This is a genomic window from Pseudomonas sp. Sample_10 (assembly GCF_004321495.1).
GTDB lineage: Bacteria > Pseudomonadota > Gammaproteobacteria > Pseudomonadales > Pseudomonadaceae > Aquipseudomonas.
On record NZ_RCOE01000035.1, the window covers coordinates 1 to 15,821 of the forward strand.

Consider the following 15,821-nt stretch of genomic DNA (forward strand, 5'->3'; position numbering starts at 1 on the left):
CCTGTGGCGAGGGAGCTTGCTCCCGTTCGGCTGCGAAGCAGTCGTGAAATCAGCAGGCACGTTTTAGCTGAAACTGCGCATTTGCCTTATTTTGGGTCCGCTGCGCGAACCAGCGGGAGCAAGCTCCCTCGCCACAAAAGTCCGCGTAAATAAGTGAAATGGGAGTACTGCCAAGTATTTCGTGTTCGCCTGATGGAAAAAACCGGGAGATCACCCGACGTGATCTCCCGGTCAAAAATACCTGCAGGGCATCACCAAACCTGTGGCGAGGGAGCTTGCTCCCGTTCGGCTGCGAAGCAGTCGTGAAATCAGCAAGCACGTTTTACCCGAAACTGAGCATTTGCCTCATTCTGGGTCCGCTGCGCGAACCAGCGGGAGCAAGCTCCCTCGCCACAAAAGTTTTCGTAGCATCCGTTATTGCGGCTTGCGATAGCTGTTGATGATCGCCGAGAAGTCATTGCCACCTTCCCCACGCAGACTCATCGCCTGATACAACTGTTGGGCCACCGCGCCAAGCACCACTGGCTGGTGCGCCTGTCGCGCCGCTTCCGTCGCCAACCCCAGATCCTTGAGCATCAACTCGGCACCAAAGCCGCCGGTATAGCCACGTGACGCAGGCGCCGTTTCAACGATGCCCGGCCACGGGTTGTACATCTCCGAACTCCAGCACCGGCCAGTAGAGCTATTGATGATGCCCGCCAGCACCTTGGTATCGATGCCCAAGGCATCGCCAAGTGCCATGGCTTCGCTGACGCCAACCATGGAAATTCCCAGCAGCAGGTTGTTGCAGATTTTAGCGATTTGCCCGGTGCCGACCTCGCCACAATGGACGATGTTGCGGCCCATCTGAGCGAGTACCGGTTGCAGGGTGGCGAACAGTTCCGGGGTGGCGCCAACCATGAAGGTCAGCGTCCCTGCCGCCGCACCGCCGGTGCCGCCGGAAACCGGCGCATCGGCCATGGCCACACCCTGTTTGGCTGCGGCGCTGGCGACGTCCCGCGCGGTCTGCGGATCGATAGTGCTGCAATCCACCGCCGGCACACCTTTGCCGATCCCGGCCAGCACGCCGTCTTCACCCAGCCACACGCTGCGTACATGCACGGCCGCCGGCAGCATGGTGATCACCAGTTCCGCCCCGTCAGCCGCTTCGCGGGCCGAAGCACTGATGCTGCCGCCCAGTTGCTCCAGCTCTGCCAGCACGGTTTTGTTCAGGTCGACCATACGCAAGGCATGGCCAGCCTTGATCAGGTTGCGCGCCATCGGCGCACCCATGTTGCCGAGACCGATAAAAGCGATTTTCATGTCCGGCTCCTCAACGCAAATTGATCGTGGTGTTCACACCGTCGTTGACGCTGTCATCATCGAACCAGCGACTGGTGACGGTCTTGGTCTGAGTGTAGAACTGCACCACTTGCTTGCCATACGGACCGAGGTCACCGAGCTTGGAGCCGCGCGATCCGGTGAAGCTGAAGAACGGCACCGGCACTGGAATCGGGATGTTGATACCGACCTGGCCAACATCGATTTCAGTCTGGAATTTACGCGCCGCCGCACCGCTCTGGGTGAACAGGCCAGTGCCGTTACCGAACGGGTTGGCATTGACCAGGGCGATGGCTTCATCAAGGGTGTTCACTTCCAGCACCACCAGCACCGGGCCGAAGATTTCCTGGGTGTAGATCTGCATGTCAGTGGTCACGCCGGAGAACAGGGTCGGGCCGACAAAGTTGCCTTTTTCGTAACCCGCAACCGAGATCTCGCGACCGTCCAGTTCCAGCTTCGCGCCTTCCTTGATACCGCTCTCGATGAGATCGAGAATCCGCGCCTTGGCTTTTTTCGAGATCACCGGACCGACGTCGGTACCCGGCTCGCTGCCGGCATTGACCTTGAGCTTCTGCGCCAGCGCCTTGAGGTCTGGCAGCCATTGCTTGGCCGCGCCCACCAGCACCACCACCGAGGTGGCCATGCAGCGTTGACCGGCCGCACCAAAACCGGCGCCCACCAATGCATTCAGCGCTTGTTCGCGATTGGCGTCCGGCAGCACCACAGCGTGGTTTTTCGCGCCCATCATCGATTGCACACGCTTGCCGTGTTTGCCGGCCAGGTCGTAAACGTGGGTACCGACGGCGGTCGAGCCGACGAAGGAAACCGCCTTGATGTCTTTGTGGGTGCAGAGCGCGTCCACCACGTCCTTCCCGCCATGCACGACGTTGAGTACGCCAGCCGGAACCCCGGCTTCGATGGCCAGCTCCACCAGCAGCATGGTCGACATCGGGTCCTGTTCAGACGGTTTGAGCACGAAGGTGTTGCCGCAGGCGATGGCCATCGGGAACATCCACAGCGGAATCATCGCCGGGAAGTTGAACGGGGTGATGCCGGCGCACACGCCGATGGGTTGGCGCAGGGTGTAGGTATCGACACCGCCTGCGACGTTTTCAGCGAACTCGCCCATCTGCAGGCTGCCGATGGAACAAGCGTGCTCGACCACTTCCAGGCCTCGGAAAATATCGCCTTCAGCGTCGGCAATGGTTTTGCCCTGCTCGGCGCTCAGCACCACGGCGATACGCTTGGAGTGCTCGCGAATCAATGCCTGGAGCTTGAGCATGATGCGCATCCGCGCGCCGATCGGTGTCAGCTTCCAGGTCTGAAAGGCACGGTGGGCGGCGTCGATGGCGGCATCGACTTCTTCGGCGGTGGCAAACGGCACCTTGGCCAGGACTTGCTGGGTCGCCGGGTTGACGATGTCGTGCCACTCGGTGGACTTGGATTCGACCCACTCGCCGTCGATCAACAGCTTGACCTTTTGTACGGTGGTGTCGTTGGGCGTGAGCGATGCGTTCATGTGGGTCTCCTGGACGTTGTTTTTATCAGGGGAGCCAAGGCGAAAAGGTCGCCTTGAGATGAGGCGTGTGCCGCGATTTGTTTATCGGGCTGTTTTTGGAGTATAGATGTGCAAACTTCTAATAAGAACGCACATAAAAGCCGGTCCATCATGCAAAAAAACATCACGTCCTTAGGCTCGCTGAACTGGGATGACCTCAAGTTTTTCCTGGAAGTGGCTCGGACCCGCAAGGCCAGTACCGCCGCCAAGCGCCTGGCCGTCGACTACACCACGGTGTCGCGACGCATCAGTTCTCTGGAAGCCTCATTGGGAACTCTGCTGTTCGAGAAATCCCGGACCAGTGGCTTTGTCCTGACCGCTGAAGGTCAGCGTTTGCTGGGATACGCCGAGGCAATCGAAAGCACGCTGCACATGGCGTGCGAACAGGTTTCAGGGTCTGGAGTGGCGTTGTCCGGGCATGTGCGCATGGGCTGTACCGAAGGCTTTGGCAGCTTCTTCATCACGCCGCAGTTGAGCCATTTCGTCGACACCTACCCGGCGATCTCGGTAGACATCCTGCCGCTGCCGCACTTCATCAGCCTGTCCAAACGCGAAGCCGACATCGTCATCGCCCTGGAACGCCCGGAGCACGGCCCCTACGTCTGCTGCAAACTCTGCGACTATCGGTTGCAGCTGTACGCGACACAGGAATACCTGGATAAACACCCGCCGATCCGCCGTCCGACCGACCTGGCCGAGCACTCGTTTATCAGCTACGTCGACGACCTGGCGTTCAGCTCCGAGCTGCTGTACCTGGCCAACGTGCTCCCGGGCGCCAGCGCCAACTTGCGCAGCACCAGCGTGATCGCGCAGTTCGTGGCAGCGCAACAGGGACGATCACTGGCGATCCTGCCCTGCTTCCTCGCCGCTCAGGATCCGCGCTTGCTGCCGGTATTGCCGCAGGAGATCAACATCACCCGACAATTCTGGATGTACTGCCGCGAAGACCTGCGCAAGCTCAAGCGGATTACCCTGTTGTGGGATTACATCCGTGAGGTGACGGAGCTGAATGGCCCGTTGTTATTGGGTGAAACGCGGGAGTTGCTGTTTAACGAATGACTGGCCGAGGCCTGTGTCATCAATCGGCACTGACCACAATCGATACCCGTCGATTTTCAGTACGGCCGGTGGCGGTGTCGTTGGATGCCACGGGCTCGCTGCTGCCAAGGCCGCGCAACTGGATGTTTTGCTGCTGCATGCCGGCAGCAGCCAGAACGGTTCCGACACTTTTTGCGCGGCGCAGGGACAGTTGTTCGTTGTAGGCTTCTTTACCCGATGCGTCCGTATGACCATCGACTCTTACGCGCTCTATCCCGACGCCCAATAGCGACTTGCCAATGCGCTCGACAATCTGCGTGCTCTGCGGATTCAGGCTGTCAACATCACTGCCGAACAGCACTTTGCCAGACAGGCCAAATGCCCAGCCCTCATCGGTCAACTCGAAACCCTGCTGTTTCAAGACCGCTATCTGCGCCGGTGTCAGGCCCTTTTGCGGTGCAGTCTGGCAACCGCTCAGTGTCAATGCGGCCAGGATCAGCGGGAGAGTAAAAAGTCGAAAGGATCGGGAAAAAAATGAAAACACGGTACGAGCTCCTGAGTTAAACGTCGGCGACAGGGTGCTCCGACCCTGCCGTGTGCTGGGCGCCTCGGGCGAGGCGCTTGGCTTGGTACATCGCTTCGTCCGCTGCGTTGAGCAGCGTACCTGGGGTAACGCCATGATCGGGGTACACGGCGATACCGATACTGAGTGAGGTCTGTGCCTGGTGATCACCCGGTAACAGAATCGGCGCCTCCATGCTGGCAATGATCTTGTCGGCAATCCGCTCAGCGTCTTCGGTGGTGTGAAGTGGCGTCAGCAGCACCGCAAACTCATCGCCTCCCAGGCGCGCCACCAGGTCATCTTCGCGCAGTTGGGCGCGAACCCGCTTGGCCACAGCCACCAAAACTGCATCGCCAGCGGCATGACCATAGTTATCGTTGACTTCCTTGAACCGGTCGCTGTCGAGAAACAGCACAGCGACTCGCTCGTCGAGCTTGTTGGCATTGCGCAGCGCGCGCGTCAGCCGACCTTCGAAAAACGCCCGGTTCGGCAAGCCCGTCAGACTGTCATGACTGGCCTGGTGAGCCAGGGTCTCGTTCTCGTTCTGCAGATGGGTCTGCCAGGATTCAAGTTCATCGAGCAAGGCATTGAAGTCGCTGCCAAGGTTATCGAGTTCGGCAATGGTTGCGGCAGGTACGCGCCGATCGAATGCCCTCTCACTGCGAGCAGCATGAGCAACAGAAGCCAGGCTGCGCAACGGGCCGATGATGCCGCGAAGTTGTCGACGCGCCAGATAGAGCGCGACCCACGCACTGATGGCGGTGCACAGGACAATACCCACCAGACCACTGAGCAAGAAGCGCATCAGGCTGCCGCCATGCCCGATGAGCACAATGCTGCCAATCTGCCGATCCTGGTGAACGATCGGCATGTTGATCGGCTTTTCCAGAAAAACCTTGGCCAACTGCATTTCGAGGTCGGACAGCAAACCGGTTTCCGGTCGCTGCCAACGAGCAAGCAGCCGACCCTGCATGTCCAGAACCTGGGCGTCGGCTACCTCTTCGGTGGAGGCGATCAGGGCCAATGCCTCTGTGGCCGCGGATTTGTCATTGAACACCACCGCAGCTTCCACGGTGTAATTGATCGAGCGCGCGATCAAATGCAGGTTGTGATCGGCGTACACCCGCAAGGCCAAAACACCCAGCAGCGTCAGTGAAACGCTGGCCATGGCCACACCCACCAGCGCGACGATCAAATGACCACGACCGATGACCGAGCGCAGAGTCGGACGAGTCCCCGGCTTGAACAGGCTCATGTCGCCGCCGGTTTGCGACGGGACAATTGCAGTACGCTCGGATGAATACGCACTCCGCTGCGGGCAACCGAGTCGAGGTTAACCTCGAAAGACACCTGATCGTCGGTGACGCGCAGACAGAAAAGACTGCCGACCGTGCACTGATCATCGCTTTCGCTGATGCTTAACACCGGGCGCCCTGTAAGCGAGGCGAACAGCCGACTGCGTTCGTCACTGGTCAGTTTGCCGATGTACACCGCATTGCATTCACCCGCGATGGACGGGTTGTCCGCCAAGAGTCGTTGCACCGTCACGGGCCGACCTGTCGCCTGGGTCGTGCCTTTGACCAGATCGTCAGTGTACTCAGTGGGGCCAACGACACAGAGGCGCAGTTGCGCAGGCTCGACCGGCCAACGGGCGTAACTGAGAATTCCCAGCACCACCTGAGTCACTGACTCGGCACGCTGGTCGGCCATGCTCGACGGGGTTTGCGGCTGAGCGAAAGCGGCAGCCGACAGCAAGCTGAGAAGCCCGGCGAGCAGTGCTTTTTTGCAGTCAGCGATACGCTCTGTCGCCCGGACAGCCACCTTCATGCAGGGATACTCTTCGATCGTTACCAGATGATGCCGCAACGATAGCATAGCGGCGTAACGCCAGCGAGGCCGCGCATTACGGCACTTCGGACAGTGTGCATAGCCTCGCGCCGCTGCTTTCAATCCGTCGTATAGCTGCTCTCTTTCAGCTCCAGCATCAGCCCACTCAAACGCTTGACCTTGCGCCTCACCGCCTCTTCAAACACGCCGGCGCGCGGTTCGATCAATGTGAACCAGTCCTTGGCGCGAGTGATACCGGTATAGATCAGCTCCTTGGTCAGCACCGGGTTCAGCGCGTCGGGAAGAATCAACGCAGTGTGGGCAAATTCGGAGCCTTGGGACTTGTGCACAGTCATGGCATACACGGTTTCAACGTCATTGAGCCGACTCGGCAAGACAAAACGCACACCGCCCTGGCCGTCGTTGCGTGGAAACGCCACTCGAAGCACCTGTCGACCAGCTTGCGGCCCCTCACGTTCGGGAAGCTTGAGTGCAATGCCGATGTCGCCGTTCATCAAGCCCAGGCCATAATCATTTCGGGTCATCAAGACTGGTCGGCCTTCGTACCACTGCTGGTCACTGTCGATCAAACGCGCTTTGAGCAGTGCATCAGTGACTCGCTGGTTCAGCCCCTCCACGCCCCAAGGCCCTTTGCGAACGGCGCATAACAACTGAAAGGCATCGAAGGCTTGCAAGACCTGTCGGGCCCAGTCGATCCAGCGCGGATCATCGTATGGACAATCAAGCGCCGGCCGCTGATTGCGCAGCAGGTTCAGATAATGCCGGTAGCCTTGTGCGCCCTCACCATGGCCCTCGAGCAACAAACGCTCCAGCGCCCGGTCCTGTTCATTCTTGAGAGACAGGCTGAATACATCGTCGTGGCTGCGCACCGTTAACAGCTTGCGGGCTTCCTCAGGCTGTTGCTGGTTCACCCAGCGGGCCAACTGGCCAATACCACTGCCCTCGCCGAAGCGCCGCGAGTGACGCAACATCACCACTTGCTGGGCGAGTGGATGCGTACCCTGGGTGTCTTCCTGCAATCCGCTGGTGTCCAGATTTTCGCCACTGACCGCCTCCAGCCATTGGCGTGTCTGCGGGCTATACCAGCCAGCCTCGGCATCACGGCACAGATCGCCCAGCACTGCGCCGGCTTCCACCGACGCCAGTTGATCCTTGTCCCCCAGCAGTACCAGACGAGCATGAGCCGGCAATGCATCGAGCAGGTTAGCCATCATTTCCAGGTCAATCATCGATGCTTCGTCCACCACCAACACATCCAGTGGTAAGCGATTGCCGGCATGGTGGCGAAAATGTCGCGTCCCCGGACGACTGCCGAGCAGGCGGTGAACCGTGGTGACATCGGACGGAATTTTTTCGCGAATGGCGTCGGTGACTTTCAGTGTTCGGACTTGCTGGCTGATGGACTCCGTCAACCGCGCTGCGGCTTTGCCGGTCGGTGCGGCGAGACGAATGCGCAACGGTTTGCCAGCCTCGACGGCCGGAGCCTGGAGCAACGCCAACAAGCGTACGACCGTTGTGGTCTTGCCGGTTCCCGGCCCACCGGTGACGATACTGAAAGCGCCGCGAGTGGCCAGGGCGCAGGCGAGTTTTTGCCAGTCGATGACCTCACCCGGCCTGGCTGGTCCGAACAAACCTGTCAGACGCTCAAGCAAATCATCCGGCGCGGCTTCATGCGTTGCCAGGCGCTCACGCAATGAGTTGTCGATACGTCGCTCATAGGCCCAATAGCGGCGCAGATACAAACGCTTGCCCGATAACACCAGCGGTCGTGTCCGCACGGTTTCTCGTTCGTCGGCCGCCAATGCAACCAGACTGCTTGCCGCCAGAACCTTGCACCAATGGGCGCCATCCAGCGCTTGCAGTAACTGTGAAGGCAGCAACATCACACCACTCTGAAGATCGCCTTCCGGAGGCAACGACAGGGCGAAGTCAGGCTCTTTCAATGTCTCGAACAGGTCCAGACAAACATGCCCGTGTCCCAATTGATGGCTGGTCAACGCGGCCGCCAGCAGCACCAATGGGTCATCATCCGGAGCCAACTCATGAAGAAAGGCCACGAAGGCTTTATCCAGTGCTCGCAGCCAGCCACGCTCGACCCAACGAGTCAGCAGCAACAACAGATCGTCCGCACAATTCAGAGGCGCCAGGTCCGCGAAGCTGTCCGCCGCCAATGAAGTGGGCAGCAAATCGGCGAAGGTGCGGCTCATAACAATACTCCCTGTTCCCACGCGGGTTCTGCCTTGGGCTCCGGTTTACCCTGAAACATCCGGTCCAGCCGCTCGATCAATTCTCTGGGTGGCCGGGCAAAATAAACGCCACGACTGGATGCCCGCGTCCCGCGCAGGAAAATGTACAACGCACCGCCGACATGCCGATCGTAATCGTAATCGGCCAGCCGGGCCTTGAGCTGACGATGCAGGGCCAACAGGTACAACACGTATTGCAGGTCGTAGCGATTGTCGAGAATCGACTGCTCCATGGCCTGCTCGGTATAGGCCAGGTCGTCGACCCCGAGCCAGTTGGATTTGTAGTCGGCGACGTAATAGCGGCCATCGTGTTCGAACGTCAGGTCGATGAAACCCTTGAACATGCCATTGAGCAACACCGGCTCGGCGGCCACTCGGGCCACGCCGTTGTGCGTGTACTGGCGCACCAGCGCATCGAGCTTGAGTACATCGACCTTGTGACTGGCAAACCAGAATTCCATTTCGACCTGATACTGGCTCAACTGCTCGAAAATCACCGGCGCCTTTCCCGCACCTACGGGCAGCGGCGATTTGAGCAGATGCACAAGCCAGTCACTCAACGTAGTGATCCAGCCTTCCCAGCCACGCCGATTGCAACGACGGGCAATCGCATCTTCCACCGTTTGTGGATTGGCAGAAAAACCTTCATCGCCGGCCCATTCAAGCAAACCATGAAGGAAAGTGCCCGGGTTCGGGCCGCGAGGGAATCGATGAATATCGGCACCGCCGGCCGCCATCTCCCGGGGTGCCTGTGGATCGAGGCGTTCGTCATCGAACAGCTTCTGCGCCTGCGGACTCTCGGGCGCTTCGTCTGTCCCCACGCTCAGGATGTCGCTGATGCGCAAGGCGCTGTAAGAGGCGATCCACCAGTTCTCGGCCGCCTTGCGTAGCGGGATCAATGGTGTGAGCAATGCAGCTGTGTTCAGCGGTGGATGGTAATGCTCGCTGGTTGCTTCCGGCATTTCGCTGCAACTGATTGCCGGACAGCCTTGTTGCAGCTCCCGCAACCAGATGCTCAAGCCCGCCGATTCGCTCAATGAACGACCGCCGCCCAACAGATACCCCAGCGCCGACAAGTGCAGCACCGAGCTGTTGTTACTGCCACGCTTGAGATCCGCCACGCCCAACCAGCAAGCATGTTGCGCCCGGGTCAGGGCGACGTACAGCAAGCGCAAATCCTCCGCCAGGCGTTCCTGGTCGGCCAGGGCGATCAATTCAGGCGTAGGGTTCAAAGTGATCTGGGCCTTGCCCGTGGCATCGTGGTAATGCAAAGGCAGTCGACTGCCATCCACCGGTTTTGCCGAGCAAATGAACGGCAGGAACACCAAGGGATACTCAAGCCCCTTGGACTTGTGAATGGTCACGACCTTGACCAGTTGCTCGTCGCTCTCCAAGCGCAGGATCTGCTCTTCGCCGGCTTGACCGGACAACGCCAGATGCTCGGACAAGTGCCGGATCAGGGCCTGCTCACCGTCCAGTTCGGCGGCCGCCTGTTGCAGCAATTCGGACAGGTGCAAAAGGTTGGTCAACACCCGCTCGCCGTCGCTGCGGGCGATTAACGTCTGGGGAAGCCGGAAGTCATGCAGCAAGCGTCGCAGCATCGGCAGTACACCCTGCTTGCGCCACAACTCGCGATAGCCACGGAACTGCATGACCCGGGATTCCCAGGCCAGTTCGTCCTGGTTCAACTGCTCAAGGTCCGTCAATGACAGATTGAGTGTGATGCTGGCCAGCGCGGCACGCAGCGGACGTTCGACATCGGGCTCGGCGCAGGCTTTCAGCCATGTCAGTACGTCATGCGCTTCCTGTGCAGCGAACACCGAGTCCTTGTCCGACAAGTAGACACTGCGCACACCGCGGGCAGTTAGTTCGGCACGCACGGCCTGCGCTTCCTTGCCATCGCGCACCAGAATGGCGATGTCCGCAGGCATCAGCCCTACCAGATCCCGATCGTCACGTGCGAAGCCTACACGCCCCTGTTGCCCGCCATTGAGCAAGGCGGTGATTTCACTGGCGCACGCGGCGGCCAGTTGTTGACGGTAAACAGCACCAGACAACGGTTGCTCGGCGGACAACTGCCAGATGTTCAGCGCCGGGACGGTTTGCCCATTGCTCTGCAGAACTTCCTTGCGCCCCTGCGATGCCACAGGCTGGAACGGCACCGGATTTTCACCATTGCCTTCACGGAACAGAAATGCCCCACGCCCCGATTCGCGCGACTCGGCACAGTCGAACACATGGTTCACTGCGCGGACCATGCCATGGCTGGAGCGGAAGTTGGTGCCCAGGGTATGCAGGCGTCCGGTGGTTGCCTGTCGCGCGCGAAGATAGGTGTAGATATCCGCGCCACGGAATGCATAGATCGCCTGTTTCGGGTCACCAATCAGGAACAGCCCGCTGTCGGGACTATTGTCTTCAATACGATAGATGCGCTCGAAAATCCGGTACTGCACCGGGTCCGTGTCCTGGAATTCGTCGATCAACGCCACGGGGAACTGTTCCCGGATCAGGGTCGCCAACCGTTCACCGCCATCTGACTGCAACGCCGCATCGAGGCGCAGCAACATGTCGTCAAAGCCCATTTCCGCGCGGCGACGCTTTTCCTCCTCGAACCGCGTGCCGACCCAATGGGCGGCGTGTTGCAGCACAGCGGCATCTGGCGTCGGCAAGTTGTCGAGACAGGCTTTCAACCCGGGCATGGCGTCCAGCCCCGGATGATTGGGGACCTCACCTTTTTTCCAGGCCTCGGCCATACCTTCGGGGGTCAGTCGAGTGAAACCGGTGCCGATGTCCAGTTGCTCAAGGGTTTCATCGTCGGCCCAGGCTTTGATCTTTTCGAACCAGGGTTCGAAATAACGTGCCTGCATCTTGCGGCCGTCGACACTTTTGCTGACAACCCCTTCGTGGCAAATCATCAGTAGCTCGTCGGCCCACTGACGCCAGGGCAGCTTGAGTTCGACCAACGCAGCCCGGCGCTCTTGCAAACACTCGGTAATCAACTCGGCGGGAGCCTTGCCTTCGACGTTGTCGCGCTCGCTGGCAAACAGTCCACGAACCTGCGGTAGCAAAGCGGCTGGCCCGCCCCAGTTGGCGCGTACCCAGTTCAGCGCATCGCCCTGCATCGGGTAGCAAAACAATCGCCAATAGTCACGCAACACTTCGCCCAACAGGTCGCTGTGATCGGTTTCCAGTGTTTGAGTAAAAAGACTGCCGCTGTCGAATGCGTGTTCACGCAACATGCGCTGACACCAGCTGTGAATGGTCGAGACCGCGGCTTCATCCATCCATTGGGCGGCAATGTCCAGGCGATTTGCGCAACCGGACCACTGCTCTGGCGGATACTGGTCACGCAACTCGGCAATCAGGCTGTCGGGCGACGGTGTTTCATCGCGGAAAAATCGAGCGGCTTGCGCCAACCGGGTTCGAATGCGCTCACGCAACTCTTTGGTGGCGGCATCGGTAAAGGTCACAACGAGGATTTGCGGAGGTAAAAGCTCACGTCCAAACCCGTTGGACTCCACGCCATGGCCAAGAACCAGGCGCAGGTAAAGCGCAGAAATAGTGAACGTCTTGCCGGTCCCGGCGCTGGCTTCGATCAACTGACTGCCGCGTAGCGGGAACGCGAGGGCGAGCGGTGTCTGGGTACTCATGAGCGCCCCTCCTCGGTGGACAAGGAACGCCAAGGCGCCTCAAGCAACGGTCGATAAAGCGCGTCACACCAATCGGTAAACGTCTCATCGGCGACCAGCGCGTCGTAGTCGGCGAACTGACGAACCAGCGCCACACTTTCACGGCGTTCCCCATCAGTGTTCACGCCGTCACCTTCATAGGCCTTGCGCGCTGCGGCTTCGGCTTTGACCGGGTCACTCTGACCCAGCCAGGCAAAGGCTGTTTTCACTGCCACAGGAAGTGGCTGACGCATGCCTGACTGCCAGGCCAACAACAAGTCCCCCAGAATGCGACGCGCGGGTTCCGCATCCATTGGAGCGAGCAGCAGACTGTCATCACTGGCCACCAGCGCGGTGGTCATCGACAAACCACTTGCGCAAGCGACCAAATGATTGACCCAGGGTCGGATCAGGCGATGCCATTTACGAGACTTGATCGCCCCAATGCTGTTGGGGATCGTGGTGATGGACAGCAAACCACCATCAGTCCGTTGATGCAGGCCACTGAGCCAACCTTCGATACGCAGGGCATGCAACTCCAGGCTCACCGGCAGTGCGCTGGTGAGTCGCGTTGGCCACAAGGTCAGCAACTGCTGATAGCGTTGCAGCAAATCCGGCAACGGCTCGATCAATTCCCGTTGAAGGCACTCACCGAATCCTGCCATTGGCAGCAGACCGCCGTTTTGTAGACGCCGGGCTTGTACCTCCAGCGCCTGATCGCTGTTTTCCAGGTCTGCCAGTCCCGCTTCCAGCAAACTGTCGCTGAGGCTGTATCGCTGCAACGCATCCAGGACAAATGGTTCCTCATCCGCCAAAGGCACTTGGGCCGACTCAAAGAACACCTTCAACCGCTGACTGAAAAAATGTCGCACAGGGTTGCGCAGGAAATCCTGCAGTTGACCGAGACTGAGTGGTTCATCTTGCACGTGGGCATCAAGCCGCTCGATATCAGCCGATTGTTCCGCGAATTTATGCAGCACCTGCCATTCGCTGGCGTAACTGAACAGCTCATCGCCCTCATGAAAATAGCGGGCGCTGAAAGGTTGTAGAGGGTGTTCCTGCGTGATCGCTTCGAGCAGGTCTTCACTATCCTGGGCCAGTCGCCAACCGCTCGCCAGGTGATCACGCAACTGACCAATCAGTACCGACGCTGGGCGCTCGCTGTTGTCGCGAATGCTGCGGCCGACCCAACTGATATAAAGCTGATCACGGGCCGACAACAGCGCCTCCAGCAGCAGGTAGCGGTCGTCTTCGCGGCGCGAGCGATCGCCGGGGCGGTAATCACTTCCCATCAGGTCAAAGTCCAGCGGCGGTTGTGCACGCGGATAATCACCGTCATTCATACCCAGCAAGCAGACCAATTTGAAAGGGATCGCCCGCATGGGCATCAAGGTGCAGAAGTTGACAGCACCGGCCAGAAAGCGTTGAGACAATCGCCCTTGATCAAGCCCCGCAAGCCAGGCTTCACGGACGACAGTCAACGGCAAATCGTCTTGCAGGCCTACCGCCTCGCAGTTCTCGAGCCAGGCTTCACGCAACTCTTCAAGCTGAGTCAACACGTAGTCGTCGTGCTCGTTACTGGCCTGGAAAAACAACGACACCAATGCCTGCAGCCGCAAACTCCACTGCTGGGGTGATGCCGGCTGCGTCAGTTCCCGGTGCGCAATTTCCAGCGCATCAAGCAGCGCAACCAACGGGCCGATGAGTGCAGCATCAAGCCCGCCGATCTCGTCATAGGGCTCGATGCCTTCACAGGCACTGGCGCTACCGACGGCATACCCGAGCAACATCCGCCGCAGACCAAAACGCCAACTGTTTTGCTCCAGGGCTTGCGGCAAGCCAAGACCGGCACGTTGCTCGGCATTCATGCCCCAACGAATGCCAGCTCCTTCGATCCAGCGGTGCAAGGTTGGTAGATCGCGCTCCTCTACTCCAAACCGTGCGCGCAATGCAGGAACATCCAGCAGATCAAGGATCTCGCTGACCGGGAAACGGCTGTCAGGCAGCTTGAGCAAATGTTCGATAGCGATCAGTAATGGATCACGGCCACGCTGGCCCTGGTCGGCAAGCGTGAACGGAACTAATCGCGGGTCTTGTCGCTCCAGCTGGCCAAACACCGCGCGAATGTGCGGTGCATAACTGTCGATATCCGGGACCATGACAATGACATCGCGAGGGCGCAATTGTGGATCGGCACTGAAACGCGCCAGTAACTGATCGTGCAGTATCTCTACTTCTCGTTGTGCGCTATGGGCGATGTGAAACCGGATGGATTGATCTGCATCCAGATCTACAGCCGGCCAGCGTTCACGGGTTTCATTCAGGGGACGTAACTCGAGGATGTCGTCCTGCAACTGATTGAGCATGTTCAGCGGCTGGCTGTCGCTGAACAGATCGATGCGGCCATCACGAAAGGCCGAACGATAGCTGTTGGGGTCGTCGTAGCTGTCCAGCAGGTTGATGTAGTCTCGTCCTTGCTTGCCCCACGCCGCCAAGAGTGGATGGGCATGTTGATGAAGCGTTTGGGAGTCGAGGACAACCGGCATTCCGCTTTTGCGTGCCTGGCGCTTGTATTGATGCCGCAACAAGTCCTTATCGGCGACGATGTCGGCCCAATGGTGGCGACATGGATTATGAACGCACAGCAGAACCTGACTGAAACGGGCCAGCCCCGCCAATGCTTCCAGGGCTTGGGCCGGCAGAGAAGAAATCCCGAATACGATGACTCGTGAAGGTAACCCGGGTGGGGCCACATCGAGGCTGTTGATACGCTCCACAAAGCGCTGATGGACGCCGGCTCGGCTTTGCGCCATGCCCTCTTCACCCACATCCAGCAACAGAGCACGCCACAACTGCGCTTGCCAGCAATTGGCAGCAGTCAGCGGTTTGGGCTCGCCTCTTGCGTTACGTAACTGATGCCGACCTTCCGCCCAGTCTTCGAGCCAGTCGGCGCGGTACACCTGATACTGGTCGAACAAATCAGCCAGCCGCTCGGCTAACTGGTAGCGTTTACGCAGATCATTGTCGTTGGTCAGAAAACGCTGTAGCGGTTCGAAGTGAGGTTCATTGATCAACTGCGGAAGCAGGCGCATCAGACGCCAGGTCAACGGGGATTTATCGAGCAGAGACTTGGCCGGAATTTCGTCGCGTCCAAGGACCATGCGATAGAGTTGCCACATGAAACTGCCAGGCAACTGCACGTCGATGGCGGCGGCGATTCCACAGCCGCCCATATCGTCATCTTCAGCGTCTTCAGCCAAAGCCAGCTTCAGCCATTGCCCAATGCCGTTGCTCTGCACCAGGGCAATTTCATTTTCCAGGGGAGCCAGCGGGTAGCGCCGCATCCAGCTCACCACCAGGCTGCGTAATTCGTCCAGGCGGTTGCCGTGAACCACCATAAAACCAGCACTGAGGGACGTTGCGTCCGGCATAAAGGCTTCCTTGGAAAATACAAACGCTAGGGCCGAACCTTAGCATTGTCGGGACATGCTGACAGCGAAGACGTGCCCGGCTTTGCTGTAAGAACTTTCCTGCGGACAAAACAAAACCCCAACTGCTTTCGCAATTGGGGTTTCGGAATT

9 protein-coding genes are annotated in these 15,821 nt (G+C 59.4%); 1 reads left to right on the top strand and 8 read right to left on the bottom strand.

The window, feature by feature from the left end; all coding sequences use genetic code 11:
• Nucleotides 1-414 precede the first annotated feature (414 nt).
• Together mmsB and D8U18_RS03305 are read right to left on the bottom strand one after the other, a co-directional pair.
• A complete protein-coding gene (gene mmsB, locus D8U18_RS03300) occupies nucleotides 415-1,302 on the bottom strand; it encodes a 3-hydroxyisobutyrate dehydrogenase (protein ID WP_056854913.1) in 888 nt (295 codons plus the stop codon).
• Nucleotides 1,303-1,312: 10 nt separating this feature from the next.
• Nucleotides 1,313-2,839, bottom strand: a complete 1,527-nt coding sequence (locus D8U18_RS03305; protein WP_056854912.1) for a CoA-acylating methylmalonate-semialdehyde dehydrogenase — start codon at nucleotides 2,837-2,839, stop codon at nucleotides 1,313-1,315.
• A 150-nt stretch (nucleotides 2,840-2,989) separates the two neighbouring features.
• On the opposite strand from D8U18_RS03305, the gene D8U18_RS03310 reads away from it, so the two are divergent.
• Entirely contained in the window at nucleotides 2,990-3,937 is a 948-nt protein-coding gene (locus D8U18_RS03310; RefSeq protein WP_056854911.1) for a LysR family transcriptional regulator, read from the top strand.
• Between the two features lie 19 nt (nucleotides 3,938-3,956).
• Here the strand turns inward: D8U18_RS03310 and D8U18_RS03315 are convergent, their stop codons facing one another.
• The 6 genes from D8U18_RS03315 to recC all read right to left on the bottom strand — a co-directional run bounded on the left by D8U18_RS03315 (nucleotide 3,957) and on the right by recC (nucleotide 15,671).
• On the bottom strand, nucleotides 3,957-4,460 hold the full coding sequence (locus tag D8U18_RS03315) for an OmpA family protein (protein WP_131107016.1): 504 nt from the start codon (nucleotides 4,458-4,460) through the stop codon (nucleotides 3,957-3,959).
• Nucleotides 4,461-4,476: 16 nt separating this feature from the next.
• On the bottom strand, nucleotides 4,477-5,733 hold the full coding sequence (locus D8U18_RS03320; protein WP_130906208.1) for a diguanylate cyclase: 1,257 nt from the start codon (nucleotides 5,731-5,733) through the stop codon (nucleotides 4,477-4,479).
• A complete protein-coding gene (locus D8U18_RS03325) occupies nucleotides 5,730-6,305 on the bottom strand; it encodes a YfiR family protein (protein WP_056854908.1) in 576 nt (191 codons plus the stop codon). The genes D8U18_RS03320 and D8U18_RS03325 overlap by 4 nt, the downstream gene beginning before the upstream one ends.
• 119 nt (nucleotides 6,306-6,424) lie before the next feature.
• On the bottom strand, nucleotides 6,425-8,533 hold the full coding sequence (recD, locus tag D8U18_RS03330; RefSeq protein WP_131107017.1) for an exodeoxyribonuclease V subunit alpha: 2,109 nt from the start codon (nucleotides 8,531-8,533) through the stop codon (nucleotides 6,425-6,427).
• Nucleotides 8,530-12,222 (bottom strand): exodeoxyribonuclease V subunit beta, encoded by a 3,693-nt coding sequence (recB, locus tag D8U18_RS03335; protein ID WP_131107018.1) that lies wholly within the window; start codon nucleotides 12,220-12,222, stop codon nucleotides 8,530-8,532. The genes recD and recB overlap by 4 nt, the downstream gene beginning before the upstream one ends.
• Nucleotides 12,219-15,671, bottom strand: a complete 3,453-nt coding sequence (recC, locus tag D8U18_RS03340; protein WP_131107019.1) for an exodeoxyribonuclease V subunit gamma — start codon at nucleotides 15,669-15,671, stop codon at nucleotides 12,219-12,221. The genes recB and recC overlap by 4 nt, the downstream gene beginning before the upstream one ends.
• Nucleotides 15,672-15,821 lie beyond the last annotated feature (150 nt).

What these genes read in the sequence shown, in the direction of transcription:
- recB (WP_131107018.1), bottom strand. Translation starts at nt 12,222, where the DNA reads ATGAGTACCCAGACACCGCTCGCCCTCGCGTTCCCGCTACGCGGCAGT.
- recD (WP_131107017.1), bottom strand. Translation starts at nt 8,533, where the DNA reads ATGAGCCGCACCTTCGCCGATTTGCTGCCCACTTCATTGGCGGCGGAC.
- D8U18_RS03310 (WP_056854911.1), top strand. Translation starts at nt 2,990, where the DNA reads ATGCAAAAAAACATCACGTCCTTAGGCTCGCTGAACTGGGATGACCTC.
- recC (WP_131107019.1), bottom strand. Translation starts at nt 15,671, where the DNA reads ATGCCGGACGCAACGTCCCTCAGTGCTGGTTTTATGGTGGTTCACGGC.
- mmsB (WP_056854913.1), bottom strand. Translation starts at nt 1,302, where the DNA reads ATGAAAATCGCTTTTATCGGTCTCGGCAACATGGGTGCGCCGATGGCG.
- D8U18_RS03305 (WP_056854912.1), bottom strand. Translation starts at nt 2,839, where the DNA reads ATGAACGCATCGCTCACGCCCAACGACACCACCGTACAAAAGGTCAAG.
- D8U18_RS03325 (WP_056854908.1), bottom strand. Translation starts at nt 6,305, where the DNA reads ATGAAGGTGGCTGTCCGGGCGACAGAGCGTATCGCTGACTGCAAAAAA.
- D8U18_RS03320 (WP_130906208.1), bottom strand. Translation starts at nt 5,733, where the DNA reads ATGAGCCTGTTCAAGCCGGGGACTCGTCCGACTCTGCGCTCGGTCATC.